This is a genomic window from Alteromonas salexigens, from assembly GCF_025628895.1.
In the GTDB taxonomy this organism is placed as follows: domain Bacteria; phylum Pseudomonadota; class Gammaproteobacteria; order Enterobacterales; family Alteromonadaceae; genus Alteromonas; species Alteromonas salexigens.
This window is the reverse complement of the sequence record NZ_JAOTJC010000008.1, coordinates 436,273-457,694: the sequence shown is the minus strand read 5'-3', so window position 1 is coordinate 457,694 and position 21,422 is coordinate 436,273. Positions and strand designations below refer to the sequence as shown.

At 50.7% G+C, this 21,422-nt stretch carries 22 protein-coding genes, 3 tRNA genes and 1 other RNA gene; 3 read left to right on the top strand and 23 right to left on the bottom strand.

The features are described 5' to 3' along the window. Window positions 1–3: 3 nt before the first annotated feature. Entirely contained in the window at window positions 4–495 is a 492-nt protein-coding gene (locus tag OCL06_RS11565) for a BLUF domain-containing protein (RefSeq protein WP_262994673.1), read from the bottom strand. 249 nt (window positions 496–744) lie between these two features. Here OCL06_RS11565 and OCL06_RS11560 point away from each other — a divergent pair, with 249 nt between their 5' ends. Both OCL06_RS11560 and OCL06_RS11555 read left to right on the top strand, forming a co-directional pair. Then, window positions 745–1,125: a PA2779 family protein gene (locus OCL06_RS11560; protein ID WP_262994671.1), complete on the top strand. Its 381-nt coding sequence runs from the start codon at window positions 745–747 to the stop codon at window positions 1,123–1,125. Window position 1,126: 1 nt separating this feature from the next. Continuing rightward, window positions 1,127–2,107, top strand: coding sequence for a PA2778 family cysteine peptidase (locus tag OCL06_RS11555; protein ID WP_262994669.1), 981 nt, complete (start codon window positions 1,127–1,129; stop codon window positions 2,105–2,107). Between the two features lie 145 nt (window positions 2,108–2,252). On the opposite strand, the gene OCL06_RS11550 is transcribed toward OCL06_RS11555, so the two are convergent. From OCL06_RS11550 to aspS, 18 genes are all read right to left on the bottom strand, one after another. Continuing rightward, window positions 2,253–4,073: a DUF885 domain-containing protein gene (locus OCL06_RS11550; protein WP_262994667.1), complete on the bottom strand. Its 1,821-nt coding sequence runs from the start codon at window positions 4,071–4,073 to the stop codon at window positions 2,253–2,255. 403 nt (window positions 4,074–4,476) lie between these two features. After that, a tRNA-Ser gene (locus tag OCL06_RS11545) sits at window positions 4,477–4,567 on the bottom strand. A 116-nt stretch (window positions 4,568–4,683) separates the two neighbouring features. Further along, a complete protein-coding gene (gene nadA, locus OCL06_RS11540) occupies window positions 4,684–5,748 on the bottom strand; it encodes a quinolinate synthase NadA (RefSeq protein ID WP_262994665.1) in 1,065 nt (354 codons plus the stop codon). A 268-nt stretch (window positions 5,749–6,016) separates the two neighbouring features. After that, a non-coding RNA gene (locus tag OCL06_RS11535) (RtT sRNA) lies at window positions 6,017–6,147 on the bottom strand. Between the two features lie 38 nt (window positions 6,148–6,185). Then, a tRNA-Lys gene (locus OCL06_RS11530) sits at window positions 6,186–6,261 on the bottom strand. A 41-nt stretch (window positions 6,262–6,302) separates the two neighbouring features. After that, window positions 6,303–6,378, bottom strand: a tRNA-Lys gene (locus OCL06_RS11525). A 224-nt stretch (window positions 6,379–6,602) separates the two neighbouring features. Beyond that, window positions 6,603–7,394 carry a tol-pal system protein YbgF gene (gene ybgF / locus OCL06_RS11520; RefSeq protein WP_262994663.1) on the bottom strand — a complete coding sequence of 264 codons (792 nt, stop codon included), beginning with the start codon at window positions 7,392–7,394 and terminating at the stop codon, window positions 6,603–6,605. Next, window positions 7,394–7,960 (bottom strand): peptidoglycan-associated lipoprotein Pal, encoded by a 567-nt coding sequence (gene pal / locus OCL06_RS11515; protein ID WP_262994661.1) that lies wholly within the window; start codon window positions 7,958–7,960, stop codon window positions 7,394–7,396. Before pal ends, ybgF begins: the two co-directional genes overlap by 1 nt. 36 nt (window positions 7,961–7,996) lie before the next feature. After that, on the bottom strand, window positions 7,997–9,352 hold the full coding sequence (tolB, locus tag OCL06_RS11510; protein ID WP_262994659.1) for a Tol-Pal system beta propeller repeat protein TolB: 1,356 nt from the start codon (window positions 9,350–9,352) through the stop codon (window positions 7,997–7,999). A 5-nt stretch (window positions 9,353–9,357) separates the two neighbouring features. Further along, the gene (tolA, locus tag OCL06_RS11505; RefSeq protein WP_262994657.1) at window positions 9,358–10,167 is read right to left on the bottom strand and encodes a cell envelope integrity protein TolA; all 810 of its coding nucleotides are present in this window, start codon (window positions 10,165–10,167) and stop codon (window positions 9,358–9,360) included. Next, window positions 10,164–10,586, bottom strand: a complete 423-nt coding sequence (tolR, locus tag OCL06_RS11500; protein ID WP_262994655.1) for a protein TolR — start codon at window positions 10,584–10,586, stop codon at window positions 10,164–10,166. The genes tolA and tolR overlap by 4 nt, the downstream gene beginning before the upstream one ends. Before the next feature lie 38 nt (window positions 10,587–10,624). After that, on the bottom strand, window positions 10,625–11,308 hold the full coding sequence (gene tolQ, locus OCL06_RS11495; protein ID WP_262994653.1) for a protein TolQ: 684 nt from the start codon (window positions 11,306–11,308) through the stop codon (window positions 10,625–10,627). Further along, window positions 11,298–11,696 (bottom strand): tol-pal system-associated acyl-CoA thioesterase, encoded by a 399-nt coding sequence (ybgC, locus tag OCL06_RS11490; protein WP_262994879.1) that lies wholly within the window; start codon window positions 11,694–11,696, stop codon window positions 11,298–11,300. Before ybgC ends, tolQ begins: the two co-directional genes overlap by 11 nt. 388 nt (window positions 11,697–12,084) lie before the next feature. Then, on the bottom strand, window positions 12,085–13,089 hold the full coding sequence (ruvB, locus tag OCL06_RS11485) for a Holliday junction branch migration DNA helicase RuvB (protein WP_262994651.1): 1,005 nt from the start codon (window positions 13,087–13,089) through the stop codon (window positions 12,085–12,087). Between the two features lie 13 nt (window positions 13,090–13,102). Beyond that, entirely contained in the window at window positions 13,103–13,720 is a 618-nt protein-coding gene (gene ruvA / locus OCL06_RS11480) for a Holliday junction branch migration protein RuvA (RefSeq protein ID WP_262994649.1), read from the bottom strand. Between the two features lie 10 nt (window positions 13,721–13,730). Next, a complete protein-coding gene (ruvC, locus tag OCL06_RS11475; protein WP_262994648.1) occupies window positions 13,731–14,249 on the bottom strand; it encodes a crossover junction endodeoxyribonuclease RuvC in 519 nt (172 codons plus the stop codon). Further along, window positions 14,249–14,689: a dihydroneopterin triphosphate diphosphatase gene (nudB, locus tag OCL06_RS11470; protein WP_262994646.1), complete on the bottom strand. Its 441-nt coding sequence runs from the start codon at window positions 14,687–14,689 to the stop codon at window positions 14,249–14,251. The genes ruvC and nudB overlap by 1 nt, the downstream gene beginning before the upstream one ends. Before the next feature lie 3 nt (window positions 14,690–14,692). Next, window positions 14,693–16,453 carry an aspartate--tRNA ligase gene (aspS, locus tag OCL06_RS11465; protein WP_262994644.1) on the bottom strand — a complete coding sequence of 587 codons (1,761 nt, stop codon included), beginning with the start codon at window positions 16,451–16,453 and terminating at the stop codon, window positions 14,693–14,695. A 194-nt stretch (window positions 16,454–16,647) separates the two neighbouring features. Here aspS and OCL06_RS11460 point away from each other — a divergent pair, with 194 nt between their 5' ends. After that, on the top strand, window positions 16,648–17,550 hold the full coding sequence (locus OCL06_RS11460; protein ID WP_262994642.1) for a DUF72 domain-containing protein: 903 nt from the start codon (window positions 16,648–16,650) through the stop codon (window positions 17,548–17,550). A 16-nt stretch (window positions 17,551–17,566) separates the two neighbouring features. Here the strand turns inward: OCL06_RS11460 and OCL06_RS11455 are convergent, their stop codons facing one another. The 4 genes from OCL06_RS11455 to OCL06_RS11440 all read right to left on the bottom strand — a co-directional run bounded on the left by OCL06_RS11455 (window position 17,567) and on the right by OCL06_RS11440 (window position 21,320). Then, on the bottom strand, window positions 17,567–18,910 hold the full coding sequence (locus OCL06_RS11455; RefSeq protein ID WP_262994640.1) for a sigma 54-interacting transcriptional regulator: 1,344 nt from the start codon (window positions 18,908–18,910) through the stop codon (window positions 17,567–17,569). Continuing rightward, window positions 18,907–19,503: a hypothetical protein gene (locus OCL06_RS11450; RefSeq protein WP_262994639.1), complete on the bottom strand. Its 597-nt coding sequence runs from the start codon at window positions 19,501–19,503 to the stop codon at window positions 18,907–18,909. The genes OCL06_RS11455 and OCL06_RS11450 overlap by 4 nt, the downstream gene beginning before the upstream one ends. Beyond that, on the bottom strand, window positions 19,500–20,948 hold the full coding sequence (locus tag OCL06_RS11445; protein ID WP_262994638.1) for a sensor histidine kinase: 1,449 nt from the start codon (window positions 20,946–20,948) through the stop codon (window positions 19,500–19,502). The genes OCL06_RS11450 and OCL06_RS11445 overlap by 4 nt, the downstream gene beginning before the upstream one ends. Before the next feature lie 99 nt (window positions 20,949–21,047). Next, window positions 21,048–21,320, bottom strand: coding sequence for an EF-hand domain-containing protein (locus OCL06_RS11440; RefSeq protein WP_262994637.1), 273 nt, complete (start codon window positions 21,318–21,320; stop codon window positions 21,048–21,050). Window positions 21,321–21,422 lie beyond the last annotated feature (102 nt).

The window sequence follows — 21,422 nt, the reverse complement described above, 5'->3', positions numbered from 1 at the left end:
GTGTTACCTCATGTGTACGTCGCGAAAGCGCCTCATCAATTGTTTAGCAGGACCTTCCGGAATACTCATTTCATCTTGCGACGAATACGGAGCCAAAAAGTCTGAACTTCCACCCTGCACAGACTCATCCAGCATTCGGTAGGCCATGGCCCAGTTGCTAAAATCACGAGAACTAACAGCGTGCTTAAGTAAGACCTGAAGGTGGGAATGGCGCGGGTCTTTTTTTATTTTTCCAAGCGTGCGCTCTACATCTTCGGCAGCCCCTTCCAGGACCTGCAGAAAAGCACCCTGAGTATATAACAGCAGACCGGTTACCCCGTGCAGGATATTATTACGACGTGAGATAGCCAGGATATCGTCGACCACAGCGGGTGATATTTCTCCCCGGGCGGTACTGGTATATAAAAGCTGAACGACTTCCCGACTGTCAGCGCTCTTAACCGGCGCTGTATTTTTTTGCTGAACAATCATAGTTTCAACAACGTATTCAGACACTTAAACTCTGATAAAATTAGCTGTGATATGGCCAAACTGCAAGGCAGCCGGCAGAGTTATTTTTTCTGCTGCCAGAAATCACGTGGGAGGTCAGAGTCTCATGTGTACTGCTTTCGCCCTCTTAGTTGTACTAATTCACCATAAAGGCGAGTGTTTTGAACTGGATAGCCAGTACATCTGTAAGAATAGTAGCGGTAACGTACGTCATCGTCTAGGTTAATCAGATATGATAATTTCGAGGAAATAACAATGAGAAAATTAGCAAGCACAGGAGTTGCGTTGTTAACCATGCTGGTTTGTCTGTCAGGACAAGCACACGCTGAAGCGATAAGCTCGGCGTCGGTCATGCAAGCGCAAACCCAACAGTTTACTAAGCAGCAACTTGTTACTATGGTCAACCGGGAAGATGTTCAGGAAAGACTGATAAGTCTCGGCGTAGATAAACAGCACGCTATAGCCCGCATTAACGCTATGACCCCTAGCGAGCTCAATCAACTTAACGAACAACTTAACGATGCGCCTGCCGGCGGTGTTGTTGGCGCTATTATCACTGTATTTGCCATTATCGCTGTGCTGGATTTACTGGGTGTAACTGACGTGTACTCGTTTATTCGCCCGATAAACAGCTGATATGCTCAAAAAGACGTATCAAGCCTGCCTGTTGGCAGGCTTTTTTCTTATTCTGACTGGGTGTCAGGCCACACCACAGACCGATCGCCTGACTAAGCAGCCCCCTGCAGATATTCCAGCAGCTTATTATATCCAACATGTGCCGTTTACCGCCCAGCAACAGTATTATTGCGGCCCAACCACGCTGTCGGAAGTATTTGGCTACCATGGCTATCCAGTGGCTCCTGAGGCTATAGCACCCCGCATTTTTATACCGGAACGGGAAGGCAGTCTGCAATTAGAAATGGTCAGTGCCACCCGTCAGTTTGGGTTTCTGCCCTATACCGAGCAAGGTACTCTGAACAAGCTACTGCAGCTTGTCAGTGCTGATATCCCGGTCATAGTGTTGCAAAACTTATCCGTGGAATGGCTGCCGCAATGGCACTATGCCGTGGTCATTGGGTATGATTTATCCACTGAAACGCTAACCCTACATACCGGCGTAACCCCTGATTACACCATGGCGCTAACGGTATTTGAGCGCACCTGGGCCAGAGGAAATCACTGGATGCTTGCGCCGTTGCCCCACAATAAAGTCAGCGAGCACTTAAATGCCTTTACTTATGTGAGTGCCGCCTACGATATGTTAACCACCGGACAAGCCAGCAAAGCGCTGCCGTTTTTGGAAGCGGCCACGTCATACTGGCCTGATGACTGGCTGGCGTATTTTCTGTTAGGAAACCATTATCTATCCACTCACCCCGAGCAGGCAATAGACTGGTTCGCAAAAGGCTTTCACGCTGGTCAGCACCACCCCGCCTATCTGAACAACTTCGCCCATGTACTTGCCCAGGAGGGCTGTAAAGAGCAGGCACTTGAGCTATTACGAATGGGGCGAGACGCGTTTCCTGACGAGAAAATGCTGGTTGTTACCGAGCAGCAGGTAACACAGATAGACAGTAATATGCGTTGCCCGGGAGGCGAGGGTATTGACATGCGTTAACAAAAAGCTCTCTTAAAAGTTGAGAAGCACGTAACTGCGCCCCCCCTTCGAACGCACCCTGGTTTTGCACACAGAGTAACGCCAGCGATGTGTAAGCCGTTTAAAAGCAAGCTTTTCCAGCTTGAACATGCCCTCAGCGTCAATTTTAATTATGACTATCGATCCATTGCTGAACATTTTTCTCCAAAACATGTAGTGGAATAGAGCCTGAGCCAAGTACCACATCATGAAACTTACGGATATCGAACTCTTCGCCCAGCGTCTGAGTGGCACGTTCACGGAGCTCCAATATTTTCAGCTGGCCTATCTTATACGCCAACGCCTGGCCAGGATTAGAAATATACCGATCTATTTCATTTATAATGTCTTCTTCACTTTTAGCGGCGTTTGCCAAGAAGTAGTCAATAGCTTCCTGCCGGGTCCACCCCATGGCGTGCATACCCGTATCAACAACTAACCTAATTGATCGCCACATATCATAAGTAAGCTGGCCGAACCGGGAGTAAGGGTCTTGATAAAGCCCCATATCGTAACCAAGACGCTCGCTGTACAGTCCCCACCCCTCAATGAAAACAGTGAATCCATTATAACGACGGAAGTATGGCAGCTCGCCAAGTTCCATTTGCAATGCAAGCTGCAAGTGATGGCCCGGTACTGCTTCGTGTACGCTCAGCACTTCTATCTCATATTTCGGACGCGTATGGGGTTCATGCAAATTGACATAATAGTATCCGGCCCTGCGCCCATCGGCTGAAGGTCGAGAATAGTAAGCGGTCGTGGTATCTGGTGCGATATTATCCGGAATGGCCTTCACGCCGTAGGGCATGCGGGGTAGCTTACTGAATAATTTTGTCATCTCAGGATCGAGACGCTTACTTGTTGCCAGGTAAGCGTTAAAGAGCGCTTCGGGGGAGTCGTAGAAAAATTGAGGGTCACTTCGTAAAAACTTAATAAATTCACCAAAAGTACCTTCGAAAGCGACTTCTTTGATAATTTTATCCATCTCCTTTCTGTTTTTAGCGACTTCCTGTAAACCCAACTGATGTATATCTTCAGGGGTCATATCAGTGGTTGTAAAGTAACTAATATGTAATTGGTAAAGGTCATCACCATTAGGTAAGTGACTTAAACCCACCGTATCTCTGCTTGCAGGTAAATATTCTTCTACGAAAAATTTGTGGAACTGACGATAAGCTGGTAGCACATTGTCCCGAATAATATGTCGGGCATGTTGCTGAATGAGTTTCGTTTCATCATCACTGAAATGCTCCGGTAGTGTTTCGAATTTTGCATAGAAACGACTTTCAGTGGGTTCATCGGCAAGTAAGCTTTCGAGTTGTGACGGAATGCGATTCATGGTGGCTTTAGGTGGCACCATCCCTTTTCGCATACCTAATTTCATTGTCTCTGTGGTTTGTTCTAATAAAGCAGGAATACGCTGAAGGCGGCTTAACCAATGCTGATAATTCTCGACAGTATCAAGTTGCATATAGTTAGCAAAATCATCCAAAGTTTGCACTCCGCCCCTCTGACTCATCGGCATAAGGTAAGCCTCTGATTCAATGTACCTTTTCATCATTTCGTGTTGCCACGTTAACAAATCATAGTTGATTCTGTTCTGACTGGATAAGTTGGCGTAGTCAATTTTGTTAAGTTGAGCGAGTATTTCGTTTTGCGTGGCTAGTTGCCGCTGCCACCCCTGCGGAGAGCCATCGTACCACTGACTATGTAAGTCACTATTGCCCATCCCCAGGTAGGTTGCCTTCTCTGGATTGAACTCAAGCTCCAATTGCCAGCTTTTGTCCATCACCGCCTCAAATTCAATATCAGCCTCGCTGATATCTGGATTTGTGCTGTTTAAATTCTGAGATGACGAGAAAAGAGGCTTTGCATTCGCAGAGTCCCATCCACTGAGTAAAACAGCCATTGATAGCCCACAAATGAGCGAGATGAGTTTATACGTCATGCAACCTCCTTATTGGTAAACCCCGCTTCCCAACGATGGTCGGAGGCTATCAGGAGTGTAGTTGGCCATTTTGAAAAAACCAATATTGTGCAAAATTTAAACCGCCCACTGTAATTAATGCTGATAGCTCACGACAGTGGTGATGTGCGATGTATGAGAAGTAAGGATGCTAGCGCTGGGGGGAGTTGGCTGTACTCTACCCAACCCCAACGGGGGCGTTGGATGCAAAATAGTTATTTGCTTTGACAAATAACAGCATCGTAAAGGTATTGCGATATTTGGGTATTCAGCGAAGGGCGTTGAAAAATTTCGACAGGTGGGGATGAGTTAAAAACACTGTCCAGCAAGTTTCTTAAAGTCTTAAACGACAAAACCCCGCATTCTGCGGGGCTTTGAAATAATCTGGCGGAGAGAGAGGGATTCGAACCCTCGATACGCTATAAACGTATACACACTTTCCAGGCGTGCGCCTTCAGCCACTCAGCCATCTCTCCGGTTTGTCCGCTCACGCAACCTTATCGGTTAATAATGCGAAGAGCGCGCGTATAGTAGGTAAACTCGCGCGCTGAATCAAGACAAAGTGCGTAAAAAGCGTGTAACTGTCGATAAATTAGGCGTTACCTACTGCTTTCATCTTCAGTTGCGCTGAGAAGTCGAGCATACGGTCAAGCGGAATCAACGCTTTTGTACGCAGCATGTCATCCACAAAGATCTCATGCCCTTCGCTGCTGCTTGCGCTTAGTGACTGTTTGATGGCTTCAAGGCCATTCATAGCCATCCAGGGACAGTGTGCGCAGCTTTTACAGGTTGCACCATTGCCACCAGTAGGAGCTTCGATAAACGTCTTATCAGGCGTCAGCTGCTGCATCTTGTAAAAGATACCGCGGTCGGTTGCCACGATGAACGTATCGTTACTCATAGTTTGCGAGGCTTTGATAAGCTGACTGGTTGAGCCCACGGCGTCGGCCAGCTCTACCACACTGGCTGGCGACTCTGGGTGCACCAGAATGGCTGCATCCGGATACACCGCTTTCATGTCTTTCAGCTTCTGCGCAGAAAATTCATCGTGGACAATACACTCTCCCTGCCACATCAGCATATCCGCGCCGGTTTGTTTGGAGATATAAGCACCCAGGTGACGGTCAGGCCCCCAGATGATTTTTTTACCCTGAGCGTCGAGGTGTTCAACGATTTCCAATGCAATACTGGAGGTGACGACCCAGTCTGCCCGGGCTTTAACAGCGGCAGATGTATTGGCATACACCACCACCGTGTGGTCTGGGTGCTGGTCGCAGAAAGCACTGAACTCTTCAACCGGGCAACCCAGGTCCAAGGAACAGGTGGCCTCAAGGGTAGGCATAAGTACCGTTTTTTCAGGGCTCAGAATTTTGGCCGTCTCACCCATGAAGCGCACGCCGGCCACGATTAGCATTTGCTCTTCAGCATCACGCCCGAAGCGGGCCATTTCCAACGAATCAGCCACACAGCCACCGGTTTCCTCGGCCAGCGCCTGAATTTCAGGGTCGGTATAATAGTGCGCCACCATTACCGCATTACGGGCTTTAAGTAAGGCTTTGATCTCTGCCTTAAGCTCTGCTTTGCGTGCTGCTGACAACGGTTCTGGTTTGCTTGGGAATGGATACTCTATCTCATCCACCCGAAACGCTACTGACATGATGTAAACCTGCATGTGTGTTACGACAAGGCCGGGGATTATACCCGACTGTCATATAAATTTCATACTTCTTAGGTTGTAGCGCGAGCGACAAATTCAACCATTGTTTAGATTAATTTTAAGCTGATATTTGATGCTCGATGTCCGCGGCTATTTACGCTCCGGTTTAATATTGCCAAATGGCGTCTGGTAAGCGTCAATAAACTAATGAAAAAATATATAGAGTGTGTGATTGAGTTTCTTTAGAGAGGAAGGTTTGGTGTCTTGATGATGGGTCGTGCTGGATTACTGCGGCGCTATGCGCCTTGCCCTTCGGGCCGCACTGAAGTGCGTTCGCCTCGCGTTGCTCGGACGTCGAACCGCTTCGCTGGTTCAAATCCTGCGCGGGCTAATAATGCTTGATTGAGTTTCTTTAGAGAGGAAGCTTTGTGTCTTGATGGTGGGTCGTGCTGGATTCGAACCAGCGACCAATTGATTAAAAGTCAACTGCTCTACCAACTGAGCTAACGACCCATCAAGAGACTTGGAAATGCGATTCACCTTCGTGGCGAAAGTGGTGGGTCGTGCTGGATTCGAACCAGCGACCAATTGATTAAAAGTCAACTGCTCTACCAACTGAGCTAACGACCCTTCGCTTTCCGTTTGTTGCCTTGCCTTGGCAACGGGCGCATATAATACTGAATTCCTGAGCCTGTGCAACCCTATTTCTGCTTTTTAGTACACTTTTCTTATAAATAACGTTTAAACGGTCAAAATGAGATCAAATCGCCTAAAAGTCATACTCTTTAGCGCACTATCCGGATTCATTCTCTATAGTAAAGGCATAAAAAAACCTCTCAATAGAGAGGCTTTTTTTATAAACCGGAGAGTCGCGACTCAGCTAATTTACGTGCGGAGGAGTTCGGATATTGCGACACCACCTGCTCGAAATATTCTCTGGCGGAACCTTTGTTACCCTGGCGCTCGGCAATTACGCCTAACTTCAGGATAGCATCCGGACGTTTCGTCGAATCGCTGAAGCGATTAGCGACTATCTGGAATTGCTCTTCTGCGTCACCCCACGCTTGTTTATTAAATAACAGCTGTCCTAACCAATAATGTGCATTAGGCGCGAATTCGCTGTTCGGGAAGCGTTGAATGAACGACTGGAAGGCCGGAATAGCTTTATCGTATTCCCGCGACTTCAGAATAAGGTTGACCGCGTTGTCGTACGCTGCAGATTCATCCTGAGAAGCCGGCGAACTGGTTTGCTGGCTTTGGGCTGGTTGTGATACCTGAGAAGAGGACTGGGAAGAACTGCTGGTAATGCCGTTCTGTTTCAGTGCTTCTACCCGCTTGTCTATTTCCAGATACAACTCACGTTGCCGCTCCAGGACCTTTTCAAGCTTGTTGGTATTCACTTCCAGTGCACCACGCAGCTGATCGACCTCATTTTGCATAGTATCGATCTGTTCCTGCAGCCGATGCTGCATTTCAGTCCGGCTGTCTACCATGCGTTCGAGTACCGCAATTCGCTTTTCAAGCTCGCGGTCGCTACCGTTCACATCATAAACAGGAGCCTGTGCTGCGGCACCTGCAGAAACCGCAAGGGCGACACATACTGTGACGCCCCGCTTTATGGTATGTCTGATAATGGAGTTAGCCATTATTGATATACAACCACTCCGCGACGGTTTTGCGCCATAGCGTATTCAGTAGAGCCCATTACTGCCGGTTTCTCTTCACCGTAAGACACTACCGAAATCTGACCGCTGCTTACGCCTGCGTTCATCAGATAAGTTTGTACGGCTTTTCCACGACGCTCACCCAGTGCAATATTGTACTCTGGCGTGCCACGGCTATCTGTGTGACCTTCAATTACTACGTTTTGATCCGGGTTTTCAACCAGGAACTTAGCATGCTTGTCCAGCAGTGAACGGAATTCCGCTTTAATGCTAGAGCGGTCAAAGTCAAAGTAAACAGTCTGTTCGTTCTTCAGAGATTCCAGCTCTTGCTGCGCCATCTCCTCTTCACGTTCCATGCGCTGAGCCGCTTCAGCTTTAACGCGTGCTTCTTGAGCAGCTTTTGCTTCGCGTTCAGCCTGTGCCTGCTCTTGCGCCTGACGGTTACGTTCTGCGGCTAACTCTTCTTCACTCGGACCTGACGAACAGGCCATCATAGTCACCACTGGCAAGGCGATAATGAAACTTTTCATTACTTTATTCATTTGCATCCTCTTAATCCTTATATTTATCAATATCTGAGTTTGTTAAAATAAAAATGGTGACCAACTCGGCGACTTAACTTGTCCATTGGCTGCTGGTAACCTAGCCTTAAAACGTCCATCAAGCGATACCAGGGACAATACCTGCATACCATCATGTAACGTACTATAAATAATCATGCTTCCATTCGGTGCGACACTCGGCGACTCATCCAGGTACGTACGGGTAAGGACCTGAGGTGCGCCATCATCAAGCGCCTGCTTGGCAATATGGTAATTCCCGTTGGTGCGATTCACCAATACCATTTGCTTGCCGTCCGGGGTTATTGTCCCCCCAAGGTTTTGCTCACCAACAAACGTGCGCCGTCTCACTTTTCCTGATGATAAATTTACGCTATAAATCTGAGGTTTACCACCCCGTTCCGAGCTAAAAATCAGGTTCTGGCCGTCTGGTGTCCAGCTTGGCTCGGTGTCGATGGCACGATTGCGGGTGATGCGGCGCAGTTTTCTGCTAGCCAAATCCATCACATATATCTCGGGGTTACCGTCTTTAGACAGCACCATGGCTAATTTTTTGCCGTCAGGTGAAAACACCGGACTACCGTTAATGCCCGGGAAATCAGTGATTTGCTCGCGCTTTGCGGAATAAATATCCTGAATATATATTTGTGGGCGACGGTTCTCGAAACTTACGTACGCAATCTTTTCACCCTCAGGCCCCCAGGACGGCGACATCAATGGCTCTGGCGATGACAGCAGGCGAATTTCATTTTCGCCATCATAGTCTGCGATCATAAGCTGATAGGGTAATTCATGGGTTTCTCTGTCCCGCACAATTACGTAGGCAATGCGGGTAAGAAAAGCACCGCGTATACCAGTGAGTTTTTCATACACTACATCGGAGATACGGTGTGCGTGGGTGCGAAAATCCCGCCCTGAAATCACCGAGCGTCCACGGGCAATAATATGATCCTGGCTGGATACTAACTTGCCGTTCTTCAGCGCTTTATTCTGCCCTTTTGAAACCTGCCCGCGCAGCACATCAATGAGTTCGTAGGTGACCATGTAACGGTCCGGCGACTCTTCTTCAACCGTTCCGACCAAAATAGTATCTGCGCCAGTGCTGGCCCAACTTGAGTAGTCAACCTGTGAGTCGGTTTCCGGGTACTGAGGTAAATCCGACACGGCGAGTGGGTTAAATTTACCGCTTCGCATCAGGTCAGCACGAATAACTTTGGTCAGCTCGCCCGGCATGCTGCCCTGCCCTTTCCATTTAAATGGCACTACCCCAATCGGGCGCGCACCATCCACCCCTTCAGTAATGACAATTTCCAGTGTGGCCTGGGCGGCCGAACTGATCATGGCGAACAACAGTGCCAGTCCAATTCCTAATTTTCTCATTATCGTTACATTTCCACTTTTAGAGTAATATCTTTTAGCTGCTCATAAACATCCGGTGATTCTGACACCGGCAGCTCCTCAGCGCGTCTTACCGCACTTTCCGCGGCACGGCACAGCGCCGTGTCACCGCCTAACACCCGAATACTCGTCACATAACCGGTGGTCGCCAGCCGTATATTCAGCCGACAGGTTTTACCGTCATAACTGTCATCATCAATCAGGTAGCGCTTGATGGTCTGCTGAATAAGCGCCTGGTAGCGCTCGACCTCGGACAATACCTGCTGACGACGACGTTGTTGCTGAGCAGCCTGCTCTTCCGCCAGCTGCTCTTGCATAATTCTTTCCATTTCTGCTTTTTGTTCCGCTTCGCGCTTTTTCCGGGCCGCTTCGGCTTTCTCCCGCGCCTCTCTTTCCTTGCGTGCTTTTTCTTTTTGCGCGGCGATGCGCTTCAGCTCCTGCTGACGTTTTCGCTCTGCTTCCTGCGCTTCGCGCTTTTCACGGGCACGGCGCTCAGCAAGGGTTTGCTGACGCTTTTTCTCTGCTGCCGCTTGTGCCTGTCGCTGCCGTTCACGTTCTTCGGCACGTGCCTGAGCTTCAGCCTGCGCCTGTGCACGCTGCTTGTCGGCAATTGCCTGAGCATCAATAAATGTGGCTTGTATTACCGGGGCGGAAGCAGGCGGGGCCGGTAGCGGGTCCGGGGAGAAACTGACGCTAATTAGCAACAGTGCGGCGATAACCGCATGCACACCCAACGATTTATAAACGGCAATCGCATCAGGGGATAAATTAGCAAACAGCGACTTTTTCTTGCTCAAGGTTCCACCGGATCTGTCATCAGCCCCACCGAGGGTACGCCAGCCTGTTGCAGCAATACCATCAGTGAAATCACTTCGTTATAAGCCACCTGGCCGTCCCCTTTTACTACCACCGGGGTCTGTGGCTCTTTCTGCAACTGCGCCTGCACCAGCGCAGCCAGCTCATCTGCGGCGATCGGGCTATCCTGACTGTCGCCCACATTCAGAAAGTAGCGCCCTTTTACATCTACCGACGCAATCAACGGCGGCGTGTCTTCCTGTTCGATGGGGTTCGCACTTGCTTTAGGCAGATCGACTTTCACCCCCTGCGATACCAGCGGGGCGGTTACCATGAAAATAATCAGCAGCACCAGCATCACATCGATATACGGTACCACGTTAATTTCAGAAACCGGGCGACGGCGTTTACGTACATACATAATCTATCCTCCTAGCAGGATCAGTGCCTGACACCAGGCTACTGCTGCGCTTGCTGTGCAACCGCCTGACGATGAAGGATGGCGGAAAACTCTTCCATAAAGTTGCCGTAGCTGTTTTCCAGCTTTTCCACCTGGTGGCTGAACCGGTTATACGCGATAACTGCCGGGATTGCCGCAAACAGACCGATCGCAGTAGCAATCAATGCTTCCGCAATGCCGGGGGCTACCATCGCCAGCGTGGCTTGCTGAACTTCACCCAGGGCGATAAAGGCATTCATAATGCCCCATACTGTGCCAAACAAACCAATGTAAGGACTGATTGAACCTGCAGTCGCAAGAAACGGCAGGCGACTTTCCAGTGAATCAACTTCCCGTGACATGGACACCCGCATGGCGCGATAGGTGCCGTCCACAATACCGGTGGTTGGGGTAGTGCTTTTACGCAGGCGGATGAATTCTTTGAAGCCGGCGCAAAAGATGCTGGCCAACCCGGTTACGTTAGGACGGGCCGATAATTCCTGATACAGACGGTTAAGGTCAGCACCTGACCAGAACTTGTCTTCAAACTGGCGCATCTCGTTGCGCGCGGCACTCAATGCTTTACTACGCTGAAAAATAAAGGCCCAGGAAGCGACCGACACCCCCAGCAGCAGCAACATCACCAGCTGTACAATGAAACTGGCTTGTAAGAATAATCCAATAAAAGTGAGATCAGATTCCACGCGATATATCCCCTAGCAATGTGCGTGGCAGGCGACGGGCTTTCATCTTCGCCAAGTCCACACAGGCAACCTGTATTTCAGCCGTGACCAGCAGGTCATGCTGTGCATTTTTTATTTCTTGTCTGAACGTAATACTTGCGCCGCCCAATTCTACAATCTGCGTCTCAATACTCAACATCTGATTGAACCGGGCCGGCGCGTGATTATGCATTTCAACCCGTTTGACGACGAAGGCCACTGATTGTTCCAGCAATGTATCCTGTTCATAGCCCAGTGAGCGCAACCATTCTGTGCGGGCCCGCTCAAAAAACTTAAGATAATTGGCGTAATAAACGATGCCACCTGCGTCGGTATCCTCGTAATACACCCGTATCTGGCACTCATGCATAGTTATGCTTCCCACACTACTAAAATTCATACCCAGGCTCATTATGCATCAGTTAAAATGCATAAAAAACCAGATACCACATCTTCCTACAGGCCGTTACAGCCGTACATTTAATGAATAATTTAACGCAAATCAACACTGCGTTAACACATTAGATATTCTTATTAGAAAACCTAATTTTCCTCAATTGAGCGAAATAAAAATCGCTCTATAATGCACCGCATCAGTCGCACAGAGCGTGATGGCGAAAGCGGTCATGCAAGAGATTTTCTCCTGTTAGACATGAGTTCCCTGGATTTATTTCCTTCAACACTTGTTGTTTTGCCCGTTCATTTGAGCGGGCTTTTTTATGCCTGTTAATCAGGCAGAAGAGCAAAAAGCCTGCCCCTCAGCTATCAGGTGTGAAGCCAAAATGCAGGTACGCCCGTTGCGATACGATTCGTCCCCGCGGTGTCCGCTGCAGAAAGCCTTGCTGAATAAGGTAAGGCTCAATGACATCCTCGATGGTTTCCTTTTCTTCACCGATTGCTGCCGCGAGGTTATCCAGGCCCACTGGCCCGCCATCAAATTTTTCGATAATGGCAGTAAGCAATTTACGATCCATGTAGTCGAAGCCCTGCTTATCCACATCCAGCATATCGAGTGCTTGCGCCGCAACACCCGCGCCGACCGTACCGTTCGATTTTATTTCTGCGTAGTCTCGTACCCGTCTTAGTAGCCGGTTAGCTATGCGAGGTGTTCCTCGTGAGCGACGGGCCACTTCTTCTGCCCCGCTGCTATCCATGCTGAGGTTGAGGTATTCTGCACTGCGGGTGACGATTTTGGTCAGGTCAGCCACCGAATAAAACTCCAGCCGCTGTACAATGCCGAACCGGTCGCGTAGCGGTGAGGTGAGCGAGCCCGCCCGGGTAGTGGCACCTACCAGCGTAAATGGCGGCAAATCCAGTTTAATGGAACGGGCCGCCGGGCCTTCACCAATCATAATATCCAGCTGATAGTCTTCCATGGCCGGATACAGAATTTCTTCCACCACCGGGCTCAGGCGGTGTATTTCATCAATAAACAGCACATCGTTTTTTTCAAGATTGGTCAGCAAGGCCGCCAAATCGCCGGCTTTTTCCAGTACCGGCCCTGAGGTGGTTTTAATATTGACGTCCATTTCATTGGCCACGATATTGGCCAGGGTTGTTTTACCCAGTCCCGGCGGGCCGAAAATCAATAAATGATCCAGTGCATCGTCCCGGTTGCGGGCCGCCTGGATAAATATCTCCATTTGTTCGCATACATGAGGCTGGCCGGTATAATCGGCAAGCATCTTGGGGCGAATGGCGCGGTCGATAACCTCGTCTTCACTGTTTGATGCGGGCGTAATCAGGCGATCTGCTTCAATCATAATTATCTCTGTATTAAATGGCCGCTTTCAGCGCATCGCGGATAACGGTTTCGCTTTCCATGCCGTCTTTATACACGCCACTCACCAGTTTACTGGCCTGCGCAGGTTTGTAGCCCAGAGCCACAAGTGCACTCAGGGCTTCTTCCCTGGCATCGTTCACCGCCACAATGGTTTCTCCCGGGCGTTCTCCGGTATTTGCCGGTAACGTAATATTTTCGGTTTTACCGAAATTCGCCAGCCGGTCTTTTAACTCTACCACCAGCCGCTCTGCGGTTTTCTTGCCAATACCCGGTAAGCTTACCAGTGCAGTGACATCTTCATTCTGCACACTACTGAGAAATTGCGGTGCCGACATGCCCGACAGTATGGTTAGCCCCAGCTTGGGCCCTACGCCGTTTGCTTTAATCAGTTCTCGAAACAGCCCGCGCTCCATTTTGTCGGCGAAGCCGAACAACAATTGCGCATCTTCCCGTACCACAAAGTGCGTGAATACAGTGACGTTCTCACCCACCGCAGGCAGCTGATAAAAACTGGTCATGGGCATCTGAATTTCATAGCCCACGCCATTTACGTCTATTAAAACTCCTGGTGGTTGTTTCTCTATCAGGAGACCCTGAATTCTTCCGATCATATACCCTCTATTAACGCAGTCTTCCGCGTACGGTTTTACTGGCTTGTCCTGCCATTTTAATCAGGCTTTGTTCTGTGTGGGCATGACATAATGCCACGGCCAGTGCATCGGCAGCATCGGCCTGGGGCGTACCGGGCAGTTGCAGCAGGTGTTTAACCATGTGCTGAACCTGGGTTTTATCTGCCCCACCTTTGCCTACCACGGCTTGCTTAATTTGCCTGGCCGAGTATTCCGCTACCGGCAAGGCTGCCTGCGAGGCAGCAACAATCGCAGCGCCTCTGGCTTGCCCTAACTTAAGTGCAGAGTCCGGGTTTTTGGCCATGAAAACCTGCTCAATGGCAAATTGCTGTGGCTTAAACTGCCGAATAATATCGCCTATTCCTATGAAGATATTATTCAGACGCTCTGGCAATTCGTTCGTCCCTACCCGAATGCAGCCACTGGCTACATAGCACAGTTTGCCTTGTTTTCGGGCAATCAGGCCATAGCCGGTGATACGGGAACCTGGATCTATACCCAGTATTATCATTAAATGCCTCCGGGCACAAACTGGCTGACGGCTTCCCGGCTCGAGGGTGACCATAGTCTGGTTAGCGCGTCCTGCTTAGACACCCAGGCATAATCAGTGTGCTCAGTCAGTATTAGAGGTTGCGTACTGTCGACACAGGCATAAAACACATGCTCAGTGTTATAACGGGTGCCGGGTGGGTAGCGATACCGCCATTGCGGACGTATTTCAAAGCGGTTAGTCATGTGGCAATCGGTTAATGGCGTCGTAGCATCACTCAGCACCAGACCGGTTTCTTCCCGGACCTCCCGATAAGCGGCCGCCTTTGGTGTTTCATTCGCTTCGATAGTACCGGTTACCGACTGCCAGAACGTGGGATCATCGTCACGTTGCATGATGAGTACCTGGTGGTGCTTATCGAAAAGCACCACCAATACTGACTCCGGTCGCTTATACGCCATGCTTCAGGATGACTTTTTCACCGTTGCAATGGCCAGATCTTCAAGCTGCTGCGGATTCGCAGGGCTGGGGGCGCTGGTCAGTGGGCAGGCCGCAGTGGTAGTTTTCGGGAATGCCATGACATCGCGAATAGAGCTGGCGCCAGTCATCAGCATCACCAAACGATCCAGACCAAATGCCAGACCGGCATGGGGTGGCGCACCAAAACGCAATGCATCCAGCAGGAAGCCAAATTTATTTTCAGCTTCTTCTTCGTTAATACCCAGAATACTGAATACTGCTGACTGCATGGCCTGGTCGTGAATACGTACCGAGCCCCCGCCCAGTTCCACACCGTTCAGCACCATGTCGTAAGCGTCGGACAGTGCATTCACCGGGTCGGCTTTCAGTTCTTCTGCGGTCATATCACGGGGCGCAGTAAACGGGTGGTGTAACGCATGCAACGCACCGTCCGCTTCTTCGAACATGGGGAAGTCTACAACCCACAATGGCTTCCACTCACCTTCCAGCAGGTCGAAGTCTTCGCCCACTTTCAGTCTCAATGCACCTAAAGCTTCGGTTACGACATTGGCATTATCAGCGCCGAATAACAGAATATCCCCGTCCTGGGCACCACTGCGCTCCAGTAGCGCGTCGGTGATGTCGGCGCTCAGGAATTTCAGGATGGGCGATTGCAGTCCGTCCTGCCCCGCTGCCGTGTCGTTCACTTTCAGCCAGGCCATGCCTTTGGCACCATAAATACCCACGAACTTCGTGTATTCATCCAGTTGCTTACGGGACAGGCTGGCACCGCCAGGCACACGGATTACGGCAACCCGACCTTTGTCGTCATTCGCCGGGCCACTGAATACTTTAAACTCAACGTCTTTAAGCAGGTCGGCAACATCCACCAGCTCTAACGGGTTACGCAAATCCGGCTTGTCGCTGCCATAGCGACGCATTGCATCGGCATAGGTCATACGGGGGAAATCCCCCAGGTCGACATCCAGCATGGTTTTGAACAGATTGCGGATCATGCCTTCCGTGATAGCCATGACACCGTCGGCATCCAGGAAAGTGGTTTCCAGGTCGATCTGAGTAAATTCTGGCTGACGGTCAGCGCGTAAATCTTCATCCCGGAAGCATTTTACAATTTGATAATAGCGGTCCATGCCCGACATCATCAGCAACTGCTTAAACAATTGCGGAGATTGCGGCAGAGCGAAAAACTCCCCTTTGTGAGTCCGGCTCGGAACCAGGTAATCACGGGCGCCTTCCGGCGTTGCCTTGGTAAGAATGGGGGTTTCGATATCCAGAAAACCATCGTCTTCCAGATAGCGGCGAACGGCAGCAGTGACTTTGGCACGGAACTGCAAACGCTGGCTCATTACCGGACGACGTAAGTCCAGGTAGCGGTAACGCAGACGTTGCTCTTCCGAGTTTTCCTGGTTCCAGTCCAGCGGCAGCACGTCGCTTTTGTTGATGACTTCCAGCGCGGTACCGAAAATTTCGATTTCGCCGGTGCGCATGTCCTTATTAATTTGGCCTTCGGGGCGCGCCCGAACTTTACCCGACAGCTTGACACAAAACTCGCTTCTCAAGGTGTTTGCCACTTCCAGCACGTCTGGCAGATCCGGGTCGAATACAACCTGGACAATGCCCTCACGATCGCGCAAATCGATAAAAATTACGCCACCTAAATCGCGACGTTTGTTCACCCAGCCACACAGTGTGACTTCCTGGCCGACATATGATGAATCGATATTCCCACAGTAATCTGTGCGCATGGTCCTTGACCCCTGATATTTTTGTACAATGATGATGCCAGTCACTTGCGCTGCTGTGGGCCCGATGGTGCAATCGTCGTCTCGATGTATGACGACGGGCCGACATTCAGCCAATTTCACATGCGGTCTGCAAGTCTGCTGCATTGCGATAAATTAAAGGCCGCATAGTATAAACAAATGCTTCGTAAAGCCCAATGACTAAAACAACGAATGAGTGTGAAGTGAATCAACAAGCGTTACCACCAATTTTTCTGGGCTTACCCGTGTGGCAGGATCCTAGCTGGCCTGTACACTGGTTTCAGTCATCTTCGACCCGCCAGCAACAATTGCGCACCTATGCAAACAAACTCAATAGTGTAGAAGGCAACACAACCTTTTATTCATTACCCCACGCCGATGCGGTTGCCCGCTGGGCAGGGGAAACCGGTGACGGGTTTTCGTTTACTTTTAAATTTCATCAACACATTTCCCATAGCGAGGCACTGGATGCGCAATTACCGGCTGCCGTTGAGCAGCTAACGTTATTGTCTGCACTGGGAAACAAGCTGGGAAGTATCATGCTGCAACTCCCCGCCAGCTTCAGCCCGGCCAGGCTACCCTCACTGTCAGCGTTTCTGGAAGGCTTACCAAAAACGTACCGGGTGGCTGTGGAAGTGCGCCATCCGGCGTTTTTTCAAAAAGGTGAGGCAGAGCAACGACTGAACCGGTTACTCATGGAGCATCAGGCGGATCGCATTATTATGGATACCCGCGCGTTGTTCACCGGGCCGTCTACCAGTGCCCTGGTGGCCGATGTCCGCACCAAGAAACCGCGGGTACCAGTGAATGTGATTGCCACCGGGCGGGCGCCGATCGTGCGCTTTGTTGGCAACGACAATGAACAGGATAACCTGCGCTGCCTGATCCCGTGGTTCAGCAAAGTGCATCAGTGGCGGGAAGAAGGGCGCACCCCGTATGTGTTCTTACACCGTCCGGATAATAAAGATGCTCCCTGGCTGGCGCAGTTGTTTATTACTCATTATAACCAGCGTTATCCTGAGTTTGCGCTGCCCGACATCGGCCTGGCAGCGCAGCCCAGCCAGGATGCGCTGTTTTAGCTAGCTGGCGGAGTTCTCAGGAGCGAAAATCACTGGCGTCCAGCTCGTGTTTTTTCATCAGTTTATGCATGTCCGTGCGGTTACGCCCCGCCAGCTCCGCCGCGCGGGTCACGTTGCCATCGGTCATTTTTAATAGTTTAAACAGGTACTTTTGCTCAAACGCATCCCGCGCTTCTGTGAGCGTTGGCCAGCTCTGGCGTGTCGCTGACAGTGCCTGCTCAACGAGGTGCAGCGGCACGACGGGGGTCTGAGTCAGTGCCACACACTGCTCAACCACATTCACCAGTTGCCGCACGTTGCCCGGCCAGTCTGATTTTACCAACAACTGCATGGCATCATCGGAGAACTGGCTGACTGACACCTGATGGCGCTGTGCACTCTGACGTAACAGGGAACGGGCCAGTAAGGGAATGTCTTCACTGCGCTCTTTCAGTGCCGGTAACTTCAGGTTCACCACGTTCAGGCGGTAATAAAGGTCTTCCCGGAAACTGCCCTCTTCCATTTCCTTGTGTAAATCTTTGTGTGTGGCTGAGATTATGCGCACATCGATATCCACATGCTTGCTGCTGCCTACCGGGCGGATCTGGCGCTCTTGCAGCGCTCGCAGTAACTTCACCTGCAATGTCATTGGCATGTCACCAATTTCATCCAGAAACAGCGTACCACCGTCCGCTTCGCGGAAGAGCCCGCCGTTGGCCTGCACGGCGCCGGTAAAGGCGCCTTTAGCATGGCCGAATAGTTCCGATTCCAGCAGGTTCTCGGGTAACGCACCACAGTTTATTGCCACAAACGGTTTGTCCCGCCGGTTGCTGGCCTGATGGATCGCATTGGCCAACAGCTCTTTACCGGTACCGCTGGCGCCACTGATAAGCACACTCACTTCCCGTTGGGCAATGCGATAAGCCTGATCCAGTACATTGAGCATTTCTGGGGACCGGGTAATTATTTCTTTGGCCCACTCGCCGGGCTGGGCCGCGACAGACTGACTGAGCGCCTTTTGCAGCAAACTACGCAGTTCCTCGTGATCTACCGGCTTGGTCAGAAACCCGAACACGCCGCGCTGGGTCGCCGCCACGGCATCAGAAATGGTACCGTGCGCTGTCATCAGGATAACCGGAATATCTTTGCGCACGCCCATGATTTCTTCAAATAAGCTGAGGCCGTCCAGCCCCGGCATGCGTAAATCACTCAGCACCACATCAAACGACTCATTGTTGATTTTTTTCAGTGCTGCCTGGCCGTCCTCGACTGCCGTGACCTGATAGCCTTCGCCTTCCAGGCGTATGGTCAGCAGGCGCAGCAGACTTTGATCATCATCTACCAACAATAATTGTGGTTTAACGTCTTTTTTATCACTCATTGTTGATTACTCCGGTTCTTATCCATCATAGTCGCTTCTATTTGCAGCAACTCCTGCAGCTTTTTATGCTGCGCTTCCAGCTCCGCGTTCAGGCTGCGTATGGTTACTGCGCGCTGGGTATTGAGTTTGTTCAGTACACTAATGGCAGACTCGTACTCCAGCATCTGGTTATTTGGCGACGCCAGCACAGTGACGGCCACTTGCTGCATCTGCGGCGTGAAGTGGGGGATCAGTTCGTCCAGCCAGTGCTTGGCTCGCAACCTGTCCTGATAGGGCGTGTCCGTGGGCAACGACAACAACACTTTGTGCAATTTATCGGACGCACTGGTGCCCAGCTCCGTAATAGCGGCTTTGCGCTCTGGCCAGGCAGTGTTGTCTGCCCCCACCCAGACGCCGGCCCAGTAGGTCAGCTCACAATTGTGTTTGCTGATATCAACCTCGTCATTGAACACACACACATCTGGTTTAAGCGGTAAAATGCTGTCATGTTGAAATTCTGGCGGCGTTGCCACCACCGGCTTGTCCGACACTGGTTGCAAAGCTGCACATCCGGCCAGCCCGGCCAGAGTAAGCAGTAACCACATTGCTCTCATTGTTCTTGTTCCTGTTGAGGGATAGTGACCCGGAAACACACATCAGCGTAATCTACTTCAACCACGGCTACATCGCCATGCATGAGGCGGGCACAGTCGGAAACGATGGACAGGCCCAGCCCGGTACCAATGACATTGTCGTTGCGTGGATCATCACCGCGGATAAAAGGTTCAAACAAGGTCGCTACCTTGTCTGCCGGGATCCGCTTGCCTCGGTTCGCCACATCCAGGATCACGGTGTCATCAGCACAGTAAATTTGCACGTCTATAGGTCGCCCTACCGCCCCGTGCGCCACCGCGTTAGACACCAAATTATCAAGGATTCGACGATACAGTTCTTCATCTACCCAAACCGTATCGGTCTGAATAGACACGCGCACTTCCCGCTCCTGCAATGCTAACGCATAATCTTCCAGACAATCCTGCACCAGCTGATTGGGATCAGCGCGGGTAAACTTCGGCTGAGCCTGTTGTAACAGTAAATTATAATCCAATAGTTTTTCGATGAGGGTGCTCAGTCGCTGGGTACTGGAAGTCAGTAAGGATAACACTTCTTGCTGCTGGGTGTTCAGTTCCCCCACCACGTTGTCTGACAGCAAGCTACACCCTTCTTTGATGCTCGCCAGTGGGGTTTTCAGTTCGTGGGCTGCGTGACGGAGTAACGCGGTGCGGATATGCTCAAGTTGTTGCAGACGGTCTGATAACCAGTGCAAATCCTGCTCGACACCAATTAGCTCGCGAGGCGCCTGGGTTGAAATGGGGGGTAACTGGCCTTGTTGCTGGGCCAGGATCCGGATAATTTGCTTAAGCTTTTTCACCGGATTCACAATCAACTGGCTACCCAGCAATATCAGTAATAACGAAATGCTGACCAGCATCGCGGTGGACCAGGCTTGTTTCGCCTGCATGGCGCTGAGATCAGCCTGTTGCAGATTTAACCGCTCCTGAATGGCATCGTCAACGTCGCCGCGTAAAGCTGACACGCTGTTGTTCATGGAAGCAAGATACGCATTCAGCAGAAGCTGATCGTTAACCTCGCGGTAAGTACTAAGCTGCTGGAGCTGTTTGTCCAGCCTTGCGCACGGCGCGGGTCGCTGGAGCACCTTGCAAAGGCTGCTTTTGGCGGCGGTAAATTGCGTGAGAGCATTGTCTGACAACTGTGCCACGGCATCACTTTGCAGCACTGCATACTGGCGAATACTGCGTTCGAGGTCGATCACCGCGCCATCTAAGGTTTGCATCAGGCCCACCACGTTAACCACGTAGCGGGTCTCGATACTGGTCATCTGGCCCACTCTGGCCAAATCACTCTGACTTTGCCATAACAGGGCGATAAGCGGGATCAGAGCAACTAAAAAGCTGCCCAAGGTAAGCTGTCTTAGCGATCCTAACTGCACTAATTTTTCACTAAAAGAAATTCGGTCACTCAGAATGGCATACCCCATTACCACTAGCAAGACTGGCCGGCTGGGTAGCCCTGGCCGGGTAGGTAACAGCGCTCGTTGTGGTTAATCCCACGAGCGCCTGTTTGTCAAATTCGTTAGTTATGATTCCATGCGTTGACCACTTGGCGTCAACTCGCTGGCCAGTAATTCATCCATTGACAGCAAACCATCTTCATTCTGGTCAATCAGCCCGAAATTGCGCAATAACTCAGTATTTCGCACCGCTTCTTTCAGCGAGATCAAGCCGTCCTGATCACTGTCTAACTGGGTCATCAACTCACCATGTTCGTCAGCATGAGCACTGGCGACGGACACAGCCTGAATGGCCGCTACAGTTAATAAAATAAGAAACATTTTTTCCATACGCTTCATGATAGCCTCCGCGCGTCTGTCACAGGTCAGGGCAACCAATTACCCATTGCCCGGGTCATCGACCGCACTTCTGTCGATACACCAGTTAGATTGCGCGAATCA

What these genes read in the sequence shown, in the direction of transcription:
- ybgC (WP_262994879.1), bottom strand. Translation starts at nt 11,696, where the DNA reads ATGCATGAGTGCCAGATACGGGTGTATTACGAGGATACCGACGCAGGT.
- OCL06_RS11455 (WP_262994640.1), bottom strand. Translation starts at nt 18,910, where the DNA reads ATGAGTGATAAAAAAGACGTTAAACCACAATTATTGTTGGTAGATGAT.
- OCL06_RS11555 (WP_262994669.1), top strand. Translation starts at nt 1,127, where the DNA reads ATGCTCAAAAAGACGTATCAAGCCTGCCTGTTGGCAGGCTTTTTTCTT.
- OCL06_RS11450 (WP_262994639.1), bottom strand. Translation starts at nt 19,503, where the DNA reads ATGAGAGCAATGTGGTTACTGCTTACTCTGGCCGGGCTGGCCGGATGT.
- aspS (WP_262994644.1), bottom strand. Translation starts at nt 16,453, where the DNA reads ATGCGCACAGATTACTGTGGGAATATCGATTCATCATATGTCGGCCAG.
- ruvC (WP_262994648.1), bottom strand. Translation starts at nt 14,249, where the DNA reads ATGATAATACTGGGTATAGATCCAGGTTCCCGTATCACCGGCTATGGC.
- OCL06_RS11560 (WP_262994671.1), top strand. Translation starts at nt 745, where the DNA reads ATGAGAAAATTAGCAAGCACAGGAGTTGCGTTGTTAACCATGCTGGTT.
- OCL06_RS11440 (WP_262994637.1), bottom strand. Translation starts at nt 21,320, where the DNA reads ATGAAGCGTATGGAAAAAATGTTTCTTATTTTATTAACTGTAGCGGCC.
- tolR (WP_262994655.1), bottom strand. Translation starts at nt 10,586, where the DNA reads ATGTATGTACGTAAACGCCGTCGCCCGGTTTCTGAAATTAACGTGGTA.
- tolB (WP_262994659.1), bottom strand. Translation starts at nt 9,352, where the DNA reads ATGAGAAAATTAGGAATTGGACTGGCACTGTTGTTCGCCATGATCAGT.
- nudB (WP_262994646.1), bottom strand. Translation starts at nt 14,689, where the DNA reads ATGGCGTATAAGCGACCGGAGTCAGTATTGGTGGTGCTTTTCGATAAG.
- OCL06_RS11550 (WP_262994667.1), bottom strand. Translation starts at nt 4,073, where the DNA reads ATGACGTATAAACTCATCTCGCTCATTTGTGGGCTATCAATGGCTGTT.
- ybgF (WP_262994663.1), bottom strand. Translation starts at nt 7,394, where the DNA reads ATGGCTAACTCCATTATCAGACATACCATAAAGCGGGGCGTCACAGTA.
- ruvA (WP_262994649.1), bottom strand. Translation starts at nt 13,720, where the DNA reads ATGATCGGAAGAATTCAGGGTCTCCTGATAGAGAAACAACCACCAGGA.
- OCL06_RS11445 (WP_262994638.1), bottom strand. Translation starts at nt 20,948, where the DNA reads ATGGGGTATGCCATTCTGAGTGACCGAATTTCTTTTAGTGAAAAATTA.
- ruvB (WP_262994651.1), bottom strand. Translation starts at nt 13,089, where the DNA reads ATGATTGAAGCAGATCGCCTGATTACGCCCGCATCAAACAGTGAAGAC.
- nadA (WP_262994665.1), bottom strand. Translation starts at nt 5,748, where the DNA reads ATGTCAGTAGCGTTTCGGGTGGATGAGATAGAGTATCCATTCCCAAGC.
- pal (WP_262994661.1), bottom strand. Translation starts at nt 7,960, where the DNA reads ATGCAAATGAATAAAGTAATGAAAAGTTTCATTATCGCCTTGCCAGTG.
- OCL06_RS11460 (WP_262994642.1), top strand. Translation starts at nt 16,648, where the DNA reads ATGACTAAAACAACGAATGAGTGTGAAGTGAATCAACAAGCGTTACCA.